Source organism: Parabacteroides sp. AT13, assembly GCF_002272965.1.
GTDB lineage: Bacteria > Bacteroidota > Bacteroidia > Bacteroidales > Tannerellaceae > Parabacteroides > Parabacteroides distasonis.
This window is the reverse complement of record NZ_NQMH01000001.1, coordinates 408,495-431,246: the sequence shown is the minus strand read 5'-3', so window position 1 is coordinate 431,246 and position 22,752 is coordinate 408,495. Positions and strand designations below refer to the sequence as shown.

Sequence of the window (22,752 nt, the reverse complement as noted above, 5' to 3'; positions counted from 1 at the left end):
TGTCGCGAACTTACATAAAAAATTCCATATATGCCCCTTTCATGGGGGAGACGCTATTGTGTGTATAAATATCAAGGATTCCTTTTTTATATTGTGACTCTGGTTTTATCCAATGTGCACGCCTTTCGGATAGGATCTTTTCTATTTCTTCCGCGCTTCTCTCGATACCGCCGGTACCGATTATATCCAATCTTCTCGCTGGAATATCGATACGGATCAAGTCATCGTTCTCTACCAAGGCGATCGGTCCCCCCTCGGAAGCCTCCGGGGATACATGTCCGATCGCCGGGCCTCGGGTCGCTCCGGAGAAACGACCGTCGGTGATCAATGCGATGGTCTCTACCAACTCAGGATCGGAGGCGATCGCTTCTGTCGTATAAAACATTTCTGGCATTCCACTTCCTTTCGGTCCTTCATAACGGATAAATACCGCTTCTCCCGGATGGATTTTCTTTTGTAATACCGCCTCAATAGCGTTCTCCTCACAATCGAATACCCTCGCTTTCAGGGTGACTTGCATCAAGCGGGGTGAAATCGCCGAATGTTTTACGACTGCCCCTTCGGGCGCTAAATTTCCTTTCAATATAGCGATGGCTCCTTGTGCCTTGATCGGTGTATGAAGAGGTTTGATAATATCGCCAACCTTTACTCCTAGGGCAGGAAGATATTTATGGCAATTCTCATAGAAGCCGTTGAGCTGTAAATCTTTTAAGTTTTCTCCCAATGTTCTGCCGGTAACGGTCTTGACATCGAGATGGAGGAATTCCTTGATTTCTTCCATGATCGCCGGTACGCCTCCCGCATACCAGAAGTATTCGCCGGGCCAAAAACCGCTGGGACGTATATTTAAAAGGTAGGGGATCTTACGATGTATCTTGTCGAACAAATCCGGTGATAACTGGATTCCCAGTTCGTGGGCGATAGCTGGAAGATGAAGCAGGCTGTTGCTGGAACCCGCTATGGCGGCATGTACCATGATCGCATTTTCAAACGCTTGTATCGTCATGATATCGGAGGGTTTTAACTCTTCTCTCGCCAGTCCGAGCGCATGTTCTCCGGCTTTACGGGCGGTTTCTTTTAACTCGGGTAAATGGGCGGGGATCAAGGCGGAACCCGGTAAAGCGATGCCTAGCGCTTCTGCCATTACTTGCATCGTAGAGGCAGTACCCATGAAAGAGCAAGCTCCACAATCCGGACATGCGTCACGCTTATAAACCATGAATTGTTCTTCCGTTATTTCCTTTCGCTCGTATTGGGCGCTATAGGTACCGATTTGTTCTAACGTGAGTAGGTTGGGACCGGCTTTCATTATACCACCGGGCATGAATATAGCAGGCATATCTAGCCGGGCTATCGCCATCAAATGCGCAGGGACGGATTTGTCGCAACTGGCTATAAAGACACCAGCGTCGAAAGGAGTCGCTTTTACATGAATTTCCATCATGGCGGCCATGATATCACGGGAGACTAATGAGTAGTTCATACCATCGTGTCCCTGCGCCTCTCCATCACAAATATCGGTGACGAAGTAGTTTGCGGCACGTCCCCCCTTTTCCTTTATACCGATTCCGGCCTCGTCCACCAATTTATCCAGATGGGCGCTTCCCGGATGGCTATGTCCGTAACTGCTTTCTACAATGATTTGCGGTTTACTCAATTCGTCGATTTTCCAACCGCTGCCTAGCCGGAGTGAATCCAGCTCCGGCGCTAGTTTTCGTAATTGCTGGCTTTTCATGTCTATTAATTAATGTATAAGGTTATTTATTCAATAAGGTATCCCTAGCTAAAGAATAAATGCTCTATTAAAATTTTTGTACCGATACCGATTAAGATTAAACCTCCGATGAGGTCCAGCTTCAAGTCGATTCTCTTGCCGAATCGGTTACCGAAATAGACACCGAAGGCAGAGATAGCGAAGGTGACAACACCGATAGTCGAGGCTTGCAGCAAGAGTGGTGATTTTAAGATCGCCAGAGAGATTCCTACGGCGAGGGCATCGATACTTGTCGCTATTCCCAATCCGCATAATGTCCGGTTACATAGAGGATCGAATTTCCCGTCTTCCTCCTCTTCTTTCGTGCTATCGTATATCATTTTTCCACCTAAGTAAAGCAAGAGGGTAAATGCGATCCAATGGTCGAAGGCGCAAATGTATTTTTCGAATCCTAATCCCATCGTATAACCGATCACGGTCATTCCGGCTTGGAATATACCGAGCACACTCGCTATCTTAATAATATTACCGGCGGTGCAGTTACTCTTAAGAACTGCGCCGCCGGTAACTGATACTGCTAGGCTATCCATGGATAAGCCGATCGCTAGTAGCAGAACTTCAATGTATAACATACTAGAATGATTCCCGTTTAATAATTTCTTCTATAGGCTTACGTTTCTTTGGAGTCTCATCGAATAATGCCGGGTCGGAAGGATAGCCGAACGGTATCAATACAACAGGCTCGATCATTTCCGGAATTTTAAAATGTTTCCGGCAAAGCTCCGTGTCGAAATTGCAAACCCAGCAAGTTCCCAATCCTTGTTCGGCTGCGGCTAAACAAATATGTTCCGTGGCGATAGCCGCATCGATATCCATATGATCCTTATGATCGCCCCGTTTCCAAGATTGCTGATGATCTCCGCAAACGATCAAGTAATAAGGCGCTTGCTTGAACCATTCCCGGGGATAGCATTCTTGTAATTTAGCTTTTCCTTCCGCACTTTGAACCCAAACAAAATACCAAGGTTGATAATTTACCGCCGAAGGGGCCAAACGAGCTGCTTCTAGGATATAATCAATCTTTTCTTGCTCTACGTTTTTGGGGGCATACTTTCGGATAGAACAACGTTTTCTCGCTAATTCTAGGAAACTCATATCTCATCCTCTATTTTATAGTTATTGCGATTCGGAGAATTGCGGGAAATCAACTCCCCGATAAAGCCCGCTAGGAACATCTGGGTTCCCAGAATCATCGCTGTCAATGAAATATAGAAATAAGGGGAACTTGTAACCAAAGGTCTTAGATCTCCAGAGTACATCGAGATCAATTTCATGCTGAGTACGATTACTAGAGCGATAAAACCAATGAAGAACATAGCGCTTCCCCATAAACCGAAGAAGTGCATCGGTTTCTTTCCGAATTTGGAAGTAAACCAAAGCGTGATCAAATCAAGATAACCGTTCACGAAGCGATCCAACCCGAATTTAGTAGTTCCGTACTTGCGGGCTTGATGTTTCACTACTTTCTCGCCAATCTTGTGAAATCCGGCAATCTTAGCTAAATAAGGTATGTAACGGTGCATATCGTTATACACCTCTATATTTTTAATGACAACATTCTTATACGCTTTCAATCCGCAATTGAAATCGTGTAAGTTCTTTATTCCCGAGAATTTACGAGCTGTCGCGTTGAATAATTTCGTGGGGATCGTCTTAGACAACGGGTCATATCTTTTCTTTTTCCAGCCGGATACCAAATCGTACCCGTCTTCGGTGATCATCCGGTAAAGTTCGGGTATCTCATCCGGGCTGTCCTGCAGATCGGCGTCCATGGTAATGACCACGTCACCTTTAGCCCGTTGGAATCCGCAATGCAATCCCGGCGACTTACCGTAGTTGCGACGGAACTTGATTCCCCGGACGTGTGGAGAACGTTGCTTCAACTCCTCGATCACTTCCCAAGAATTATCCGTACTGCCGTCATTCACGAAAATGACTTCATAGGTATAATTATGTTCTTTCATCACCCGCTCTATCCACGAGAATAACTCGGGTAAAGACTCGGCTTCGTTATACAACGGGATAACAACTGATATGTCCATTATTTGTCTGTAATTAACTTTTTAGCGGTTTTCAGTGATGGAACCTGTCGAATTGTTCCTGCACAAGAGAGCCGCTACCGGTATAGAAAGTATGATGCCGTAAAATACGTTATTAAATATTCCTTGTATGGCCATGTGGATTGGCGAGATACGAATCTTGCTGAGCGAGTCGATCATCTCCGAGCTGACTTGGCTATCCTTTAGTACAGTCGTTAATTGCCCGATCGCATTTGCCACGAAATCAGGCGGGGCGATGAACTGATAAAAGACAAAGTATTCAAGCGAGACGATCAATGCGGCGAAAAAATACAACATCGTGCCGAATCTCCATGCATGAAAGAAACTGATCCTTCCACCGATGTCGTGCCGATATCTTTTCGTCATGTAGTAGGCGATGAAAGGGACGGCGAGCGTCAATAGCCAATAGACAAGACTTAAGGAGGGGACGGAAACGCTGAAGATGAAAAAGATGTATTTCACTACCCAATATATACCCATGGCCAAACCATAAGTCATAGCGCCTTTTAAAAGTAAATTCTTATTCTCTTCCATGATGCTGCAGTTTTGAATTCTTATCAGCAAAATTAATATATTAATGCAAATGCGCAACTATATTATGCCTAAAATGCGAAAAAGGAAGCCTACTTATAAGCTTCCTTCTTTAAGATGTGTCTTATCTGAGCCTCTTGTCGGATTCGAACCAACGACCCCGAGATTACAAATCACGTGCTCTGGCCAACTGAGCTAAAGAGGCAGGTGGGTAAGCTTACTACATCGCGCCGCTACAACCAAGTACCCTTGCTGCGGTCAAGCCCTGGGGGATTCCGAGGGAGCATGCCGTGTAGGACTTACCCGGGTGCAAAAGTAGATATTATTTTTTACTTTGCAAGCGTTTTCTTACTCTTGGGATGATAATTGTTTATAAAGAATTGAAAACCTTATGCTTTTGGTAGTGTTAAAGAATGTTTTATGTGTTGTGGCCGATGGTTTATCAAAGAATGTTGATTTTTTCATTGTGAGGAAAAAATATTTTCATCATGAAGAAAAAGTATTTTCACCGTGAAGAAAAAGTATTTTCATCACGATGAAAAAACAGTTTACTTGGAAGAGGTTCCGCTTTCCAATATGCTGACGATGGAGAACAACGTAAAGCAGATCGCTCCCAGTCCGGCCAATACCCGTGCGGGAATGGCATAATAACTATGCTCGGCCGCCATCTCGAAAAGGAAAGCGGAGAGGAAAAGGCAGAATAAAGCCGTGAATATAGGAATCAATGGAATCCGGTTGGCAAGCTTGAATTCTTCCCTCCATATTTTAGACAGCAAGATCACCTTGCTGGAGATACTATAGCAAACTAATCCAAGGCCGATCATGATATATCCGGTTGAGGCATTAGCCGGGTCGCTATCTCCTAATACGAAGAGGCCCCATATCAGACTGATAGATCCCATCAGGATGACAAAACGGTGCCATAGCCTTTTTTCCAATCGGGAATATGTGTTTCTTATTTGTCGGGCGATCGTGGCGACTAAAGCGATTAAGCTGCTGCAAATACATGCTAGTCCGGCCATCACATGCCCGGCGACAAAGTATTGGGAATGCTCGTCGCTATGCGCTAGCAACCGGTAAGCCCAAATCCATGCGACTATGGATATAAATGATGCTACAAGGATCAAGAATACCCCCTGCCAAAAGTTGAACGCTTTGTCTGGTATTCTGGGATCGTCGCTTTTGGCGTTCATTTGTATTAAGGTGAATCGGGTAGAGGCGGTAGCCGTTGTTGCTACGCATGCGGTTATAAGGCCCACCCCGCAAATGACATGGCCCGCGACAAAGTCTGCTGGCGCCGGTGAGGACATGAGTAAGATAAAGCCCGCCAGAAAAGTGATGGTTGCCGAGAGATATCCAAGGATAGGCAAGGCGAATCTGGCTACATTATTATATGTATGGATAATTTGACGAATAATGGTCGCTGCCGTAGCGAACAAGGCTATACAAATAAAGCCAAGAGAGAATACGACAGGTCCGGCGACGAATCTGCTGGAGTCCACTCCATAGTTAAAGACAAAAAATCCATAACCGAAACAAAAGAGGGCCATTAGCAATGGAATCGCCCTGAATAAGACACTAATCCCGTAATTCATAACTTGTTTTTTATTTAGATTTTTCTTCAAACAGAGATGCGATCCTTTTTGTTCAAGAAGAATTTTAGAGGTTATACGATGTTTTTGCGTGTTATTTCATCATTTTTGTTTTTCTTTGCGGAAAATATCAGAGAAGTGAATCTTATTATAGAACAAGGTAACACGTCATCAAAGGTCGCTGTGTATAAAAATGGGCATATAGAGGCTTCTTTTGTATACAAGCAATTCGGTGTATCTGTGGTCGCTGCTCTTTTTGAGAAGTACGCTTTTACGCAAGGCATTTTATCGACGGTGATAGATACGGACGATGAGTTGATCGCTTATCTAAAAAATAAGCTTCAGCGTTTTGTCTTTCTGGATGAACATGTAGCTTTACCGATCAAGGTGGAATATGGGACGCCGAAAACGCTAGGCAAGGACCGTTTGGCCGCTGTCGTGGGGGCGAATTATTTGCGGCCGGGAAAAAATCTGCTGGTTATCGATGCCGGTACCGCTATCACGTATGAGGTGATAGAAGCGCCGGGTATCTTTCTGGGAGGGAATATCTCTCCGGGGATGACAACCCGTTTTCGAGCGTTGAACCATTTTACGAAGAAACTGCCTTTGGTAACGGAAGAGGATGATATACCGCTTATCGGGAGAAGTACGGAAACGGCTATCCAAGCGGGTGTGGTGAATGGGATTGTTTACGAGATGGACGGATATATTGACGAGCTGAAAGTAAAATATCCGGATCTTTTGGTTTTTTTAACAGGCGGTCATTCGTTTTATTTTGAAAGACGGCTAAAAAACTCCATCTTTGCAGACATTAATTTAGTGTTGACAGGATTAAACAGAATCTTAGAGTATAATGTTGAAAATTAATAAGGTAGTAATAATAAGTTTTCTTATCTTTACACAATTGCCATTGTGGGCTCAAAATAACACGAACTCGCCTTATACGCGATTTGGATATGGAGAGTTGGCGGATCGATCTTTTGGTGCCGGAAGGGCGATGGGTGGAGTCGGTTATGGATTAAGGTCCTCTAAACAGATAAATCCATTAAATCCAGCATCTTATAGTTGTATGGATTCGTTGACATTCCTTTTTGATTTTGGTGCGTCCGGTCAGGTGTCTTGGTTCTATGACGGTACGAATAAGCAACGACAGATGAATGGAAACGTGGAGTATATCGCTATGCAATTTCCGATCACCCGGCGTTTAGCGATGAGTATTGGTTTATTACCTTATTCATATGTAGGATATGATTTCGGCGAGAGCCGTACTGAGGGCGGTTTAAGTTGGGGAGAAAGCTTTAGTGGCGAAGGTGGCTTAAGCGATGCCTATTTAGGGCTCTCCTATGATATTTGGAAGAAGCGTCTTTCCATTGGTTTGAACGCCGGATTTTTATTTGGAAATATAACACATTCCCGCAACTTGATTTTCCCGAGTTCGACAGGGGCGGACGATGTGTATAGAAACCAACGTTATGAGATTCGTGATTTAAAGTTAGATTTTGGTATTCAATATACGCATCCTTTGAGCAAGACGGAGCATGTCACGGTAGGTTTCGTTTATTCTCCTGGGAAAAAGCTGAATACGACTGTGTATGATACTCAACTTGTCGGTTCTTCGGCTACATCCGGATATACAAGGAACGATACAATTAAGAATTATCGGTTTGATATGCCAAACTCTTATGGAGCGGGTATCTCTTATGTGAAGGAGAACCGGTTGACGTTAGCTGCGGACTTCTTATATGAGGACTGGGCGAACGCTTATTTTGATAACGAGAAAGGTCAATTCAAGAATCGTACACGTGTAGCGGCTGGTGCCGAATTTATTCCTCGTTATGATAATCGTAATTATCTGGGACGTATCAGATACCGTGCCGGTTTTCATTATAGCAATTCGTACTTAAGAGTCAGTCGCTCCGAGGAGAATGGTTATAAAGGACATGGTTATAATGAATATGGGGCGAGTATCGGTTTTGGGCTTCCATTGATCGATAACCGTTCATTAGTGAACCTGTCATTTGAATACGTGAAGATCCGTCCGGAATTACGTACAATGATTGATGAGCAGTATTTCCGGTTTACGGTGAACTATACATTTAACGAATTATGGTTTTTTAAACGAAAAGTGGATTAAACCGGGAATGGCCGAAAGGGTCTAATGAGTATGATACTTTTTTGAAGGAATATAAATTTATAGCTAACTTTAATAGAAAGAGATATGAAGATCAAAGTTTTATTACTAGCGCTTGGATGTACTATGGGTACATTGGGTGCTTATGCGCAGAAAGGAGTAGATAATGGTACACAGTTCGGTTCCGGTGAGGATAGCGTGCGTTGTATTACCAATATCAGCTTGTTCGTTCCTTACGCGAAAGCCGGAAACTTCAAAGATGCCTATGATTTCTGGAAGATCGTGTACGATGAGTGTCCTGCCGCTACAAAAGATATCTATTTGTACGGTGTGAAAATTATGGGCTGGAAGATCGCCCAAGAGAAAGATCCCGCTAAGAAGAAAGCTCTTATTGATGATTTGATGTCGGTTTATGACAAGCGTGTTAAATACTTTGGTAACGATCGTAAATATGGAAAAGATTGGATCGTGGCTCGAAAAGTGCAAGATTATTTAGCGCAAACTGGCGATAATGCCGACTATAATCAAGCCTATACTTGGTTGAAGGAGATCGTTGATGAGAAAGGAGCTGATACGGAGGCTCTAGGTCTCTCCTTGTTTAGTTTCTCTTCTATGAAGAAAATGCTTAACGATCCGAACTTCAAGGAACAATATATTCAAGATTATTTGAAGGTTTCTGGTGGCTTGGATGCTCAGTTAAAAGCTGCGCAGGCTGCAAACAATCAAAAAGAAGTGAATGCCTTGACCGCATATAAGAGTGGTGTTGATAATGCCTTTGCGAATAGTGGTGCTGCCGATTGTGAGACTTTGCAGAATTTGTATGCTGCTAAGATCGAGGAGAATAAGGAAAACTTACCTTATTTGAAAGAGACTATATCCTTGTTGAGAAGAACAGGTTGCCAAGAAATCGAGGCTTACTTTTTGGCATCAGACTATGCTTATCGTCAAGAACCTAGTGCCGAGGCTGCTGTTGGGCTAGGAAAGAAAGCCGTTAAGATAAAGGATTATGATACGGCTATTAAATACTTTGATGAGGCCGCGAATTTAGAAACAGACGCGACTTCAAAAGCTGATGATTATTATATGATCGCATTGTTGCTGTTTGAGCAAAATGCTTATTCAAAGGCTAGACAATATTGCCAGAAAGCTTTGGAGGTAAATCCTAACTATGGCAATGCTTATTTATTGATCGGCAAGATGTATGCTGCTACTTCTAAATCTGTCTTCCCGAATGATGGAGTGTTGGCAAGAGCTGCTTATAATGCCGCTATCGATAAATTTGAGAAAGCGAAACAGGTAGATCCGAGTGTTGCTGAAGAGGCTAATACTTTGATATCATCTTATCGTGCTCACCTTCCTTCTACGGAGGAGATCTTCATGCACCCGGATTTGGAGAAGGGCAAACCTTTCACTGTCGGTGGTTGGATCGGAGAGCGTACAACGATTCGGTAATTATGATAGGCAATCGTTTTCATTGTAAAACGGAAAATATGGGCATAACAACTACCTTCGTGGTGGTTGTTATGCTTCTTTTGTTTTCTGCCTCTTGCAGTAAGGAGCATAAGGAGGTGGTTGATGTTGAGTTTGACCCGGACAAGACTTATACGATGAAGGCTACGGATGTGTCATCCTTGATCTCCGATTCAGGTATCACGAGATATCGCTTGAAAGCGAAAGAATGGCAGATCTATGGGAAGGCGGCGGAACCCCATTGGTATTTCCCCGAGGGGATCTACGTGGAGAAGTTCGATACCTTATTCCAGACAGAAGCGAGTATTAAGGCGGATACAGCCTATTATTATGATAAAAAAGGGCTTTGGGAGCTGATCGGTAATGTAGAGGTGGAAAGTCTGCAAGGGGAGCATTTTGAGACTTCCCAATTGTTCTGGGACCAGAAGCAAGAGAAGGTTTATTCTGATAAATTTATGCGTATCGAGCAAGAAGATAAGATCATAACAGGCATAGGTTTTGAGTCGAACCAAGATATGACTCAGTATAAGATATTTAACTCACAAGGTATTTTCCCGGTGAGCGATGCTCCGGCCGATACGACCCGGACAGCTCAGGGGGATAGTGCCCGGGTAGATGTGTCACAAATAGATTCAATAAAAAGTAATTAAGGTGGGGACGCTGACTTATATTTTAATTTCCCTCGCATTTTCCGCATTCTTTTCCGGGATGGAGATCGCTTTTATCTCCTCCAATAAGCTTCGTTTCGAGCTGGATAAGAAGGAACGTAGTCTATCCAGTAAGATACTGGGTATTTTCTATCGTAATCCAAATTTGTTTATCTCTACCATGTTGGTAGGAAATAATATTGCGTTGGTCGTTTATGGTCTTCAGATGGCAATCGTATTGGAGCCGTTTATAGCCAAGGTGGTTGCGAATGAGGCATTGATCGTTTTTATCCAATCCGTGATATCTACGATCTTGATCTTGTTTGCCGGGGAGTTTATTCCCAAGACCATATTTAAGTTGAATCCTAATTTATCACTCAATATATTTGCGATACCATTATTTATTATATATATCATCCTGTATCCGGTCTCCAAGTTCTCATCCCTGCTATCTTTTTTGATTTTGAAGTTAGGGGGCGTGAAGAACTTGAAAAGTTCACCTCAGGCATTAGGCAAGGTAGACTTGGATTATTTTATACAGCAAAGTCTGGAAGATGCACCTCAAAATTCGGATATGGATACGGAGGTTAAGATTTTCCAGAATGCCTTAGATTTCTCGAATGTCCGTTTGAGGGATTGTATCGTGCCCCGGACGGAGATCGTAGCCTGTGATACGTCGGCTACGATGGAGGAATTGCGTTCTAAGTTTATCGAGACGGGACTTTCGAAGATATTGGTGTATAACGAGAATATTGACGATATTATCGGGTATATCCATTCTTCCGAGCTTTTCAAGAATCCGGAGGATTGGACCCAGCATATCCGTAGCGTATCGATCGTTCCGGAGACGATGGCGGCGAATAAACTGATGAAACTGCTGATGCAAGAGAAGAAGAGCTTGGCTGTTGTCGTGGATGAGTTTGGCGGTACGTCGGGTATCGTGACACTTGAGGATTTGGTGGAGGAGATTTTCGGAGAGATTGAGGACGAGCACGATATGAAGTCGCATGTGGCTAAAAAAGTATCGGACAATGAGTATTTGCTGTCGGGTAGGATGGAGATTGATACCTTGAACGAAATGTTCGGGTTGGATCTTCCGGAGTCGGATGATTATGTCACCATCGCCGGTTTTATCTTGCATTTCTATCAAAAATTCCCGAAATTGAACGAGACTGTCCAGATCGATAAATATTCGTTTAAGATAATCAAAGTAACGGCTACGAAGATCGAACTTGTACGTATGAAAGTAGGGATTTGATAAAAAAAAGGATTATATGCTGTGGAATTTCCTTTTTTTCATATCTTTGTGCCCTTAAAATGTGAAATAATAAACTTTAAAAAATAATAAAGATAAATGGCTACGCTGGAAAAAATTAGAAGCAAAGCAGGACTGCTGGTACTCGTGGTGGGTTTGGCATTGTTCGCTTTTATCATTGGAGACTTTTTAAACTCTGGTTCTACTTATTTTAGGCAATCACAGGAACGGATCGCCGAGATTGATGGAGAGGTTGTAAAAATTCAAGATTATCAAGGTCGCGTTGATGAGATGGCCGAGATGTATAAGATGCAATCCGGTTCAGCCAGCCTGCCCGAGGAATATATGACACAGATTCGCCAGTCCGTATTCGATGCGATGGTACAAGAGGTCGTATTGGACGAGGCTACTGCTAAATTAGGTATGGGAGTAAGTCCGGAAGAATTGTTTGATATGGTTCAAGGTGAGAATATCTCTCCGTTGATCCAACAAATGCAAATGTTTACGAATCCTCAGACTGGTGCTTTTGATAAGGCCGCTTTGTTGAATTTCTTGAAACAAATCGATTCCGATAATATCGCTAGCTATCCGGCAGATCAACAGGCACAGCTGATTCAAGCTAAGAACTTCTGGTTGTTCTGGGAGAAGAACATCAAACGTCAACGTTTGGAGCAAAAATATACGACATTATTGAGCAAGGCTATTTCCGCGAATTCATTGGACGCTAAGGAAGCTTATAATGATAATGCCGAGAATTCGGATATCATTTACGCTATGCAATCATATGCTACGATTCCGGATTCAACGATTGAGGTAAGCAAGAGCGAGATCGAGAAATTGTATAACCAACGCAAGGAGCTTTATAAACAAAAAGAATCTAAGGTAATTAAATATATCGCCGTAGATATCCGTCCGAGTAAAGAGGATTATGATAAGGCACAGGCCGAGATCGAGAGCTTGAAAGAGGAGCTGGCTACGTCTGAAAGAGTGGCTGATGTAGTAAACGAGAACTCTGAGGTTCCTTATGTTGACGCTTTCTTCACGGAGAAGGCTTTGGATCCGGAGATGAAACAATTCGCTACGACTTCTGAGGTTGGCGCTGTTTATGGTCCTGTATTCGAGAATGACAAATACAGAATGTTTAAGCTAGTCGATAAGACGGTCGCTCCGGACTCAGTAAAAGTTAGCCACATCATGTTGGCCGGTAAATCTGAGGCTGAGACAACAGCTTTGGCTGATAGCTTGATGGGGGCGTTGAAAGGTGGCGCTAATTTCGCTGAATTAGCTAAGAAATACTCAGCAGACCAAGCCGCCGAGAATGGTGGTGAACTAGGTTGGTTTACAGAGGTTACCGCTTTGAGAGGTGTGAATGATGATTTTAAGAAGGCTGTCTTCTCAACTCCATTGAATGAGGTAGCGGTTGTGAAATCTTTATATGGTACTCACCTTGTAAAAGTAACAGAGAAAACAGGAAATGTTGAAAAATATAAGATCGCAGATATCGACATGACTGTATCTCCTAGCTCTAAGACCTATAGCAACATCTACAATGAGTTGAATCAGTTCGTATCGAAGAACAACTCTATGGCTAAATTGGAGGAGAATGCGAAGGAAGCCGGTTATAACTTGATTTCAGGTGCAACGGTTACTACGGATGATCAGTTGTTAGGTTCTATCAAGAATTCACGTCCGGTAATTCGTTGGGCGTTCCAGAACGATAAAGGTTCTATCTCTGAGATCTTCGAGTGTAGTGATAAGTTTGTCGTGGCTGCTGTAGAAGGAAGTATTTCCGAGGGGTATCGTCCGGTTGATATGGTCGCTCCAGCTTTGAGAGCTGAATTGGCTGCCCAGAAGAAAGGCGATAAGATCGCTCAGGAATTGGCTGCTAAGAATTTAACTTCAGTTGAGGCATATGCTGAAACGATGGGTTCTTCTGTAGACTCTGTAAAGTTCGTGAACTTTGGTACTCGCCGTATCGCTGGTATCGGTATCGAACCGAACTTGAACGCTATGGTTTCTATGGCTCAAGTTGACCAAGTAAGTGCTCCGGTTAAAGGTAACAACGGTGTATATGTGTTCAAAGTATACGCAAGAAATAAAGATGGTAAGGAGTTCAACGAGGCAGAGGAAATTCGTGCGTTGGATGCTTCGAACGCGTATCGTGTAGGATTCCAAGCTATCCAATCTATGGTCAACAACGCTAAGGTGGAAGACAACCGTATCCGTTTCTATTAATAAAGAGTATTTATACTTAAGATAAAAAAGATCCCCTGTTTTGCCGTCAAAATAAATATATCTTGACGACAAAACAGGGGATCTTTATTTTGTGGAATATTTCTCGTACTTTCGCGAATAAGAAAATATCGATAGCATGGTTGACAAAAGACAATTATTAGGGATGACCTTGGAGGAACTGAAAGGTGTAGCGTCTGAGGTGGGTCTTCCCGCATATGCGGCTAAGCAAATGGCCGATTGGATTTATAAGAAGAAAATAACCCGGATTTCGGAGATGACGAATATAGCGGTAGCCAAACGTGCTTTATTAGAGGATTCATTCGAGATCGGGGCTTATCCGCCATCTGAGTATCAAAAGTCGAAAGACGGTACGATCAAATATCTATATGCTGCCGGACCGGGGCGTTTTGTTGAGTCTGTTTATATTCCTACGGATGATCGGGCGACTCTTTGCGTCTCTTCTCAAGTCGGATGCAAAATGAATTGCTTGTTTTGTATGACGGGAAAACAAGGCTTCACGGCAAACCTGACAGCGAACCAGATATTGAACCAGATCCAGTCCTTGCCGGAGAACGATTCATTGACGAATATCGTTTTCATGGGAATGGGGGAACCACTGGATAACGTAGACGAGCTTTTCAAGGTTTTGGAAATACTCACGGCTCCGTATGGATATGCGTGGAGCCCGAAGCGTATCACGGTTTCAACCATCGGTGTGACGAAAGGCTTGAAACGCTTTTTAGAGGAGAGCGAATGTCATCTGGCCGTAAGTCTGCACTCGCCCTATCCGATGGAACGTCTTTCCTTGATGCCGGTTGAAAAGGCATTCCCAGCGAGGGAGGTGATCGATTTAATCAAACAATATGATTTTTCGCATCAACGACGTGTCTCTTTTGAGTACATTGTTTTTAAAAATTTGAACGATAGCTTGAAACATGCCGAAGCTTTGAGTTGTTTATTAGGTGGAATTCCTTGTCGGGTAAACTTGATCCGTTTTCATGCGATACCGAATGTGTCTTTAGAGACTTCCGATATCGCTAAAATGGAGGCGTTCCGGGATTTCTTAAACGCCAAAGGAGTTGTATGTACGATAAGGGCATCACGAGGGGAGGATATTTTCGCCGCTTGTGGAATGCTTTCTACCGCGAAAAATGTTACATTTGTATAATATAAAACACACGGGTATGAAAACACGTTCTTTATTCATCGGTATGTTGCTGCTTCTTGTTTTGATGGGAGCATGTAATTCGGGTTCTGTGATGACTCAAGCTACGGGCTTCGCATATGAGGTTGTCGTGGTTATGGATCAAAAGGATTGGAAAGGCCCTGCGGGAGAAGCCATAAAGTCTGAGTTGGCCTCTTCGGTGCCCGGACTGCCGCAAGCCGAGCCTTCTTTGAAGATTACCTACGTACAACCAAAGGATTTTACAGGTCTGTTACGGTATGTAAGGAATATATTAGTGGTTACGATAGATCCCACTGCTTATACGAAAGTTTCTGTAGGCTACGAGAATAATGTCTGGGCTAGAGGACAGGTGGTTGTTTCGCTGAAAGCTCCTAATACGGAGTCGATCGTCGAGTATTCAAAGACCCATGAGAAGGCGTTGGTCAACTTCTTCGTAAAGGTAGAGATGAATCGTGCGATAGAGCAATTGCAAAAGGAATATAGCATGGTGGTTATGGACAACCTGAAAAGCGACCTGAACGTGATGTTAAACGCTCCGGCAAACTTCACGTACTATAAGGATACGACAGATTTCTTCTGGTCTTCCAATAACGCTAACACAGGCCGTATGGACTTAATCGTATATACTTTCCCTTATACTGATCCGAATACGTTTACGGAGGAATATCTGGTCGCTAAACGAGATTCTGTATTGAAGGCGAATCTGCCGGGTTCGTTCCCGGGTTCCTATATGCAAACAGAAACGCGTGCGGGAGTGGAGTATACGCCAATAACCTTAAATGGTAAATATTGTGGCGTGATGCGCGGTTTGTGGAGAATGCAAGGCGATATGATGGGAGGCCCGTTCGTAAGCCACACTCGCTTGGATGAAAAGAATCATCGTGTGGTTGTAGCCGAGGGATTTGTGTATGCTCCGGAGACAGACAAGCGTAATTTCATGCGTAGAATAGAAGCTGCCTTATTTACGTTACGTTTGCCGGGTGAATTTGATGAACCGGTAACTGAGACATTGGATATCCCAAAAGAGAAAAAGTAATAAACAAACAAAATATATGGAAGAACGACTGATTAAAGTGGGGATCACCCACGGAGATATAAATGGTATCGGCTATGAGGTGATATTAAAGACCTTTTCCGATACCCGCATGGCGGAGCTTTGCACGCCGATTATCTATGGCTCGTCCAAGATAGCCGCTTATCACCGGAAGGCATTGGAGCTTCCTCCTATCAATATGAATATTATTTCACATGCGGAGGATGCGGGAGTAAACCGGGTGAACATTATTAACTGCGTGGAGGACGAGACCAAGGTGGAGTTGTCGAAATCTACGCCGGTTGCCGGTGAGTCGGCTTTCAAGGCGTTGGAAGCGGCAGTTACGGATATGAAGCGGGGAGTAGTGGATGTACTGCTTACCGCCCCGATCAATAAACATAATATCCAGAACGAGGATTTTCATTTTCCCGGGCATACTGAGTATTTGGAGAAATGCTTCGGTGGCTTGGATAAAAAAGCCTTGATGATCTTGATGACAGATGATCTTCGTGTCGCTTTGGTGACGGGGCATATTCCATTGTCGCAAGTTGCGTCTTCCATCAACGTGGGCGATATCGTGAATAAGCTGCGTATTTTCAATCAGTCGTTAAAGCAAGACTTCGGTATTGTGAAGCCACGTATCGCGGTTCTTTCCTTAAACCCTCATGCCGGTGATGCCGGATTGCTGGGTACGGAAGAGGAGACGATTATCATACCGGCAATGCAAGAGGCGGAGAAAAAAGGCGTAATGTCATTTGGCCCTTATGCGGCTGACGGTTTCTTTGGTTCGCAGATGTATGATAAATTTGATGGTGTCTTAGCGATGTATCATGATCAAGGGCTCGCTCCTTTCAAGACGTTGGCGATGGATGACGGGGTGAACTATACGGCAGGATTGCCGATCGTACGGACTTCTCCGGCACACGGAACAGCTTATGACATAGCCGGGCAGAACGTGGCCTCGGAAGAGTCGTTCCGCCAAGCCTTATATGCGGCGTTGGATATCTACCGGAACCGGTTGCGTTATCAGGAGGCTACCGCTAATCCGTTGCGTAAGCAATATTTCGATAGGGGGGGAGATAATGAGAAACTGGACTTGACGAAAGAGGACGATACGGACGGATTATAGTAGATCTTTCCGGACAAGTTTCAATAAATACATAAAATGTCATGTTAATAACGAATGGATGTTATTGACATGACATTTTTGTATGGGGCGTGGGACGCTTTTTGGTTTTAAACTTTTAAGATAGGAAAAGTTTGCGTAAGTTTGCGGTTTAAAACGAAAATTACGATTATGTTTAAAGACAAAACGATAGTATATACATCCGGGACGTTTGATATGTTCCATTATAATCATCTTAGGATGATCAATTACGCCCGTAGTTTGGCGGATATATTGATCGTTGGGGTTAGTACAGATGAGTTGGTCTCTTCTTATAAGGCGAAACCGATCATTCCGTTCCACGAACGTTTGCAGATCATCGAGGCGTTGAAGACCCCCGATATCGTTATTCCACAACATTCCTTGGATCATACGGAAATCGTGAAGAAGCTGAACATCGACGCTTTCGTGGTAGGTGATGACTGGTTCGGAAAGTACGACTATCTGAAGGATTTAGGCGTTCAGGTATTTTATTTCCCTTACGGAACGGGGGTTTCCTCCTCGAACCTGAAAAAGACGATACATGATTCTTATGAGGCAAATCTGACAACCCAACGTCAGGCGAAGCCGGAAACAGTGAAAGGATCTGCCGCTAAATAACGATCAGTTTCATGGATAAATTTATTTTAATTACCGGTGGGACAAAAGGGATAGGAAAGGCGGTAGCGTCCTGTTTAGGAAAGGCCGGATATAACCTTATACTGACTTATGTTTCCGACCAAGCGGCCGCCGAGGAGGTACGTAGCGAGTTGGTGGGGCGTTTTGATATACAGGTTTCTATTCTGCGGGCCGATATCTCGGATCGGAATACGATCGGGGTTATCGATTCTTTCTTGGAGGAGAATAGGCTACGTTTGGACGGCCTTGTGTTCAATGCGGGAATGACCTGTCGGGATCCTTTTGAGGAACTTTCATTCGAGGATTGGGATCGGGTTTTCTTTGCGAATGTCCATTTCCCGGTTTTCCTTTTACAGAAGATTGTTGGACGGATTAATAAGGGGGGAAGTATCGTGTTTACGGGTTCCTTGATGGGAATACAGCCTCATTCGGTATCCTTGGCATATGGGGTGACGAAAAGTGCTGTTCATGCGCTGGTCAAAAACATGGTGAAGTTCTTAGTTCCCTATGAACTGCGTGTGAATGCCGTGGCTCCCGGTTTTGTCGATACGGAATGGCAGAAAACAAAGCCTGCCGAGATCCGTCGGAATATAGAGAACAAGGTCTCTTTGGGACGGTTCTGCGACCCGGATGAATTGGCGGAAGTTTATAAAATGTTGATAGAGAATAGTTATTTTAATGGCGAGGTAGTCGTTGTGGATGGCGGTTACTCGTATAAATAAGAAACAAATGAGCGAGTTGGATAAGGAATACGAAGCATCGTTAAAGTCGATAGAAACAGAAAATAAGATAGACCGAATTTTTTATCGTCCGATAGGATTTCGTATTGCTCGTATGTTGCGAGGCACGGGGATTACCCCGAATATGATTACAGTTATCTCGATCTTCGTGGGTGCGGCGGTCGGATTTATGTTTTATCACGATAATTTGACATATAATATCTGCGGTATATTATTGTTGGTATTTGCCAATATTCTCGACTGCGTGGATGGGCAGCTGGCACGTCTTACAGGGATCAAGTCCGCTATCGGGCGTATCTTGGACGGATTCGCCGGGGATATCTGGTTCGCCTCGATCTATATCGGATTCGCTCTTCGCCTGTCTCACGATTATGGTACGGATTGGTTCTTTGCCTTGGCGGTCTTATCCGGTCTGTCTCATTTAGTCCAAGCGAATATCACGGATTATTATAAGACGCTCCACCTTTATTTTATCAGTAAGGATAAAGGCTCGGAGTTCCAATCATTGGAGCAGGTGGAGGCGAAACATAAGGAGATGAAGTATGGCATTAACAAGTTTTTCTACTTCTTATATCGTTGGTATACGATGTTGCAAGTGAAGGCTACGCCTACCTTACAGAGAATGTTACAAAATTTGCACGCGAAGTATGGGGATAATATTCCGGAGAATATCCGTGTGGACTTTCGTAAACAGAGTCGTCATTTAATGCGTTACATAGACTTGTTGACCTTTAATGGCCGGACGATGGTTATGTTTGTGATCGTACTAACGGGACAGGTCTGGGCTTATTACCTATACGAGATCATCGTGTTGAACATCGTACTAGCGATAGTGATGAGGAAACACGAGAAGATGTGTGCCTCGTTTTTAGGATAAAGTATGAAGAAGAGTGTTGTTGACATTTACGATTTGCAAGAGATGGCCCCGTTCTTCAAGGGGCGAGTGGGGACATGGTTAGGTAAGTTGCTGATAAAGTGCTTACGTGTGGATCTGGTTAATAAGGTACATGCCCGGAATTGTCATTTACGGGGCGCTGAGTTTACTTCCGCTTTATTGCATGACCCCCTTATCGATCTCAGCTATGAGGTTCATAATAAAGAGATTTTAGATCATCTGCCGGAAGGGGCTTTTGTTACCGTTTCCAACCATCCGATCGGGTCGTTAGATGGAATCATGCTGATTGATATTTTCGCTTCCCGCCGTCCGGACTTTAAGGTGATGGTGAACGGCATCTTGACCAAGATCGGGGCGATGGAGGATAATTTCATATCCGTGGTGCCCGATTCCCACAAGCGAGGGGCGAATCCGGCGAATGTTAATGGCGTGCGACTATCCCTGCAACGCCTGAAAGAAGGTCATCCGATGGGTTTCTTCCCTGCTGGAGCGATCTCATTTTATAATAAAAAAGAGAAACAGGTACGGGATTTATCGTGGGCGCATAGCGTGATCCGCTTAGTTCGTAAGGCGAAAGCACCGGTATACCCTGTTTATTTTGATTTCCAAAATACCCATTTTTTCTATTGGCTAGGGAATATCAGCTGGCAAATACGTACCTTGCGTATTCCTACAGAGGCTTTCAATAAGCGTGGAAAGAAAGCGGATGTATATATCGGTGAGCCTATCTCGCCGGAAGAGATCGCCGCCATCCCGGAAGACAAGGATCTTGCCGAGTTCTTGTATAAACGTACATATGGTGCTAAAAAATAAGAAACGACCGATAGAATCTGTTATCAATAGTGGTAGTTTGAATTAAGATTTGTAATTTTGGCAGAGTAACTGAAATAATTACAGATTTTAAAAGTGAAAGAGTGATGAAGGTTGATGTACAACAGATAAAACAGCGTTTTGGGATTATTGGTAATAACCCGGGATTAAATCGTGCGATCGACGTTGCGCTTCAAGTAGCGCCAACCGACTTATCTGTTCTTATTACAGGAGAGAGTGGAGTCGGGAAGGAGACTTTCCCGCAAATTATACACCAGAACAGTCAGCGTAAGCATGGACAATATATAGCCGTAAACTGTGGCGCCATTCCGGAAGGGACGATAGATTCGGAGCTTTTCGGGCACGAGAAAGGTTCTTTTACCGGGGCGTTGGCCGACCGTAAAGGGTATTTCGAGGTAGCGGACGGTGGAACGATCTTTTTGGATGAGGTCGGAGAGCTGCCAACTCCTACGCAAGCACGCTTGCTTCGTGTGTTGGAGACGGGTGAGTTTATCAAGGTCGGTTCCTCTAAGGTACAGAAGACGAACGTGCGTATCGTTGCCGCTACGAACGTGAATTTAGTGCAGGCGGTTTCGGAAGGTAAATTCCGTGAGGATTTGTACTATCGTTTGAATACGGTGCCTATTCAAGTGCCTCCCTTGCGGGAGCGTCCGGAAGATATCGTCTTATTATTTCGTAAGTTCGCCAGTGATTGCGCCGAGAAATACCGGATGCCGCCGATCCGCTTGGATGATGAGGCCCGTCAATTATTGGTTTCTTACCGTTGGCCGGGTAACGTGCGTGAGTTGAAAAACATCACGGAACGTATCTCCGTAATCGAGGAGACACGGGATATAACGGCGGATGTCCTGCGCCTTTATCTGCCGAACGTGAACGTTGAGAAATATCCGGTATTGGTGAAGCAAGATCCGGATCAAAAGATATTTAACAGCGAGCGGGAGATCCTTTATCAAGTCTTGTTCGATATGAAAAAGGACGTGAACGAGCTAAAGAAATTAGTGCATGATATCATGGGAGGGAATATCCCGATGCCAACGGTGGCGGACGATACCCCTTATGCGCATCCGATCCATCCGGCGGCGGTTCATGCCATGCACCCGACGATCCAAGATGCCGAGGATGTGGAAGAGGAGACTTTATCCTTGGAAGAGGTGGAGAAGGAGATGATCCGTAAGGCTCTGGAGAAGCATAACGGGCGACGGAAGAACGCGGCGGCCGACTTGAAGATATCGGAGCGTACGTTATATCGAAAAATCAAGGAATACAATTTGGAATAAAAATATGCTAAAGAAGATTGTCAACATACGTTTGTCGGCAGCCAATTGGCTTATACTCTCATTTTTGACGGTATTGGCTACGGCTTGCTCTATTTCCTATAAGTTTAATGGAGCCTCTATCGATTATACGAAGGTGAAGACCATTACGATTCGTGACTTCACGAACCAAGCTCCCTACGTGAATCCGACCCTTGCGCCGCAGTTTACGGAGGATTTGAAGGATATTTACATCCGTCAGACTCGTCTGCAACTGGTTCCGAGCAATGGCGACCTTGAGTTGGAGGGTGAGATCACTGGTTACGATTTCGCTCCAATGGCCGTGAAGGAGGATGCTATCGCCTCGCAGACGAGGTTGACGATCACGGTGCGGGTTCGTTACTCCAACCGGGTTAACCCGGATGAGGATTTCGAGCAGTCGTTCTCCGCTTACCGCGAGTTCGACAGTAACTTGATGCCGCAGCAGGTAGAGGGAACATTATGCGAGGAGATCATAGAGGAAATAGTAGACCAAATCTATAACGCTACGGTTGCCAATTGGTAGAATGAGGGCGGAGGATTTATATCGTTTGATGGAGGAGCCTTCGGAATTGACCGAGGGGACTCTTCTTGAGTTGCGACGAATCGTGGAGGATTACCCGTATTTTCAAGTGGCACGGATGTTGTATCTAAAGAATCTGGCCGTATTAAATGATATGAGTTTTACCTCGGAGCTGGAGAAGATGGCGATATTCTTGCCGGATCGGAAAAAGCTGTTCCAACTGATAGAGGGAGATAAATATGGCTTGAACTCCCGTGTGGAGCATGAGCCGAATATGCGAAAAGAGGATACTTTCTCCTTGATAGACGCATTCCTCTCTAACCGTAACGAGGAACCGGAGCCTAAGAAAGAAGCCCCGTTCCTGTTCCAGCCATCGGTATCGTCAGATTATATGTTTTGGTCATTATCGAAAGAGGAAGAAGAGAAGCCATCTGGAGAGGATGCGGAGAATAGGCTTCGACATCACGACTTGATCGATTCGTTCATTAAAAATGACCAACAGCGTATGCCGGGTAGCGGGCTGGAAATCCGAGAGGAAAACAGCCGTGCGGAGACTCCAAAGTCGGTGAAAGATTTGGATGATGAGCAGTCCAAATCGCTGGAAGACTCGTGCCTTACGGAAACTTTAGCTCGGATTTATATAAAACAGAAGCGATATGATAAGGCTTTGCAAATTATTAAAAACTTAAGCTTGAAATATCCAGAAAAAAATGTTTACTTTGCAGACCAAATCAGATTTTTGGAAAAGTTGATTATTAACACTAAAAAATAAAA

22 protein-coding genes and 1 tRNA gene are annotated in these 22,752 nt (G+C 44.2%); 16 read left to right on the top strand and 7 right to left on the bottom strand.

Annotated elements, in window-relative coordinates:
- Positions 1 to 10 precede the first annotated feature (10 nt).
- From ilvD to CI959_RS02035, 7 genes are all read right to left on the bottom strand, one after another.
- Positions 11 to 1,735, bottom strand: coding sequence for a dihydroxy-acid dehydratase (gene ilvD / locus CI959_RS02070; RefSeq protein WP_057317615.1), 1,725 nt, complete (start codon positions 1,733 to 1,735; stop codon positions 11 to 13).
- Between the two features lie 44 nt (positions 1,736 to 1,779).
- On the bottom strand, positions 1,780 to 2,346 hold the full coding sequence (locus CI959_RS02065; protein ID WP_005861542.1) for a manganese efflux pump MntP family protein: 567 nt from the start codon (positions 2,344 to 2,346) through the stop codon (positions 1,780 to 1,782).
- 1 nt (position 2,347) lies between these two features.
- Positions 2,348 to 2,869 (bottom strand): nitroreductase family protein, encoded by a 522-nt coding sequence (locus tag CI959_RS02060; RefSeq protein ID WP_005861544.1) that lies wholly within the window; start codon positions 2,867 to 2,869, stop codon positions 2,348 to 2,350.
- Entirely contained in the window at positions 2,866 to 3,816 is a 951-nt protein-coding gene (locus CI959_RS02055) for a glycosyltransferase family 2 protein (protein WP_005861546.1), read from the bottom strand. The genes CI959_RS02060 and CI959_RS02055 overlap by 4 nt, the downstream gene beginning before the upstream one ends.
- A gap of 21 nt (positions 3,817 to 3,837) precedes the next feature.
- Positions 3,838 to 4,368, bottom strand: a complete 531-nt coding sequence (locus tag CI959_RS02050) for a DUF4199 domain-containing protein (protein WP_005861548.1) — start codon at positions 4,366 to 4,368, stop codon at positions 3,838 to 3,840.
- A gap of 128 nt (positions 4,369 to 4,496) precedes the next feature.
- Positions 4,497 to 4,570: transfer RNA gene (locus CI959_RS02045), tRNA-Thr, on the bottom strand.
- Positions 4,571 to 4,913: 343 nt separating this feature from the next.
- Positions 4,914 to 5,960: a DUF2776 domain-containing protein gene (locus CI959_RS02035; protein WP_005861552.1), complete on the bottom strand. Its 1,047-nt coding sequence runs from the start codon at positions 5,958 to 5,960 to the stop codon at positions 4,914 to 4,916.
- A 36-nt stretch (positions 5,961 to 5,996) separates the two neighbouring features.
- Here CI959_RS02035 and CI959_RS02030 point away from each other — a divergent pair, with 36 nt between their 5' ends.
- The 16 genes from CI959_RS02030 to CI959_RS01955 all read left to right on the top strand — a co-directional run bounded on the left by CI959_RS02030 (position 5,997) and on the right by CI959_RS01955 (position 22,750).
- Positions 5,997 to 6,824 (top strand): type III pantothenate kinase, encoded by an 828-nt coding sequence (locus tag CI959_RS02030; protein ID WP_005861554.1) that lies wholly within the window; start codon positions 5,997 to 5,999, stop codon positions 6,822 to 6,824.
- The gene (locus tag CI959_RS02025; RefSeq protein ID WP_005861556.1) at positions 6,811 to 8,091 is read left to right on the top strand and encodes a membrane protein; all 1,281 of its coding nucleotides are present in this window, start codon (positions 6,811 to 6,813) and stop codon (positions 8,089 to 8,091) included. The genes CI959_RS02030 and CI959_RS02025 overlap by 14 nt, the downstream gene beginning before the upstream one ends.
- 84 nt (positions 8,092 to 8,175) lie before the next feature.
- Complete coding sequence (locus tag CI959_RS02020; protein ID WP_057317616.1) at positions 8,176 to 9,540, top strand: lipopolysaccharide assembly protein LapB; 1,365 nt, start codon at positions 8,176 to 8,178, stop codon at positions 9,538 to 9,540.
- Between the two features lie 2 nt (positions 9,541 to 9,542).
- Positions 9,543 to 10,208 carry an LPS export ABC transporter periplasmic protein LptC gene (gene lptC / locus CI959_RS02015; protein ID WP_008774124.1) on the top strand — a complete coding sequence of 222 codons (666 nt, stop codon included), beginning with the start codon at positions 9,543 to 9,545 and terminating at the stop codon, positions 10,206 to 10,208.
- Between the two features lies 1 nt (position 10,209).
- The gene (locus CI959_RS02010; protein WP_008774123.1) at positions 10,210 to 11,463 is read left to right on the top strand and encodes a hemolysin family protein; all 1,254 of its coding nucleotides are present in this window, start codon (positions 10,210 to 10,212) and stop codon (positions 11,461 to 11,463) included.
- 96 nt (positions 11,464 to 11,559) lie between these two features.
- Positions 11,560 to 13,695, top strand: a complete 2,136-nt coding sequence (locus CI959_RS02005) for a SurA N-terminal domain-containing protein (RefSeq protein ID WP_005861564.1) — start codon at positions 11,560 to 11,562, stop codon at positions 13,693 to 13,695.
- 136 nt (positions 13,696 to 13,831) lie between these two features.
- Positions 13,832 to 14,863, top strand: coding sequence for a 23S rRNA (adenine(2503)-C(2))-methyltransferase RlmN (rlmN, locus tag CI959_RS02000; protein WP_005861566.1), 1,032 nt, complete (start codon positions 13,832 to 13,834; stop codon positions 14,861 to 14,863).
- A 16-nt stretch (positions 14,864 to 14,879) separates the two neighbouring features.
- Entirely contained in the window at positions 14,880 to 15,917 is a 1,038-nt protein-coding gene (locus tag CI959_RS01995; protein WP_005861568.1) for a DUF4837 family protein, read from the top strand.
- 16 nt (positions 15,918 to 15,933) lie between these two features.
- Entirely contained in the window at positions 15,934 to 17,043 is a 1,110-nt protein-coding gene (gene pdxA / locus CI959_RS01990; protein WP_057317617.1) for a 4-hydroxythreonine-4-phosphate dehydrogenase PdxA, read from the top strand.
- A gap of 168 nt (positions 17,044 to 17,211) precedes the next feature.
- Positions 17,212 to 17,679, top strand: coding sequence for an adenylyltransferase/cytidyltransferase family protein (locus CI959_RS01985; RefSeq protein WP_005861572.1), 468 nt, complete (start codon positions 17,212 to 17,214; stop codon positions 17,677 to 17,679).
- Between the two features lie 11 nt (positions 17,680 to 17,690).
- On the top strand, positions 17,691 to 18,419 hold the full coding sequence (locus CI959_RS01980) for an SDR family NAD(P)-dependent oxidoreductase (RefSeq protein WP_057317618.1): 729 nt from the start codon (positions 17,691 to 17,693) through the stop codon (positions 18,417 to 18,419).
- A gap of 7 nt (positions 18,420 to 18,426) precedes the next feature.
- Positions 18,427 to 19,314 carry a CDP-alcohol phosphatidyltransferase family protein gene (locus CI959_RS01975; RefSeq protein WP_057317636.1) on the top strand — a complete coding sequence of 296 codons (888 nt, stop codon included), beginning with the start codon at positions 18,427 to 18,429 and terminating at the stop codon, positions 19,312 to 19,314.
- 3 nt (positions 19,315 to 19,317) lie between these two features.
- A complete protein-coding gene (locus CI959_RS01970) occupies positions 19,318 to 20,145 on the top strand; it encodes a lysophospholipid acyltransferase family protein (RefSeq protein ID WP_057317619.1) in 828 nt (275 codons plus the stop codon).
- A 101-nt stretch (positions 20,146 to 20,246) separates the two neighbouring features.
- Positions 20,247 to 21,440 (top strand): sigma-54-dependent Fis family transcriptional regulator, encoded by a 1,194-nt coding sequence (locus CI959_RS01965; protein ID WP_029257260.1) that lies wholly within the window; start codon positions 20,247 to 20,249, stop codon positions 21,438 to 21,440.
- Positions 21,441 to 21,444: 4 nt separating this feature from the next.
- Positions 21,445 to 21,981: an LptE family protein gene (locus tag CI959_RS01960; RefSeq protein ID WP_005861582.1), complete on the top strand. Its 537-nt coding sequence runs from the start codon at positions 21,445 to 21,447 to the stop codon at positions 21,979 to 21,981.
- Between the two features lies 1 nt (position 21,982).
- On the top strand, positions 21,983 to 22,750 hold the full coding sequence (locus tag CI959_RS01955; RefSeq protein WP_057317620.1) for a hypothetical protein: 768 nt from the start codon (positions 21,983 to 21,985) through the stop codon (positions 22,748 to 22,750).
- Positions 22,751 to 22,752: the final 2 nt, after the last annotated feature.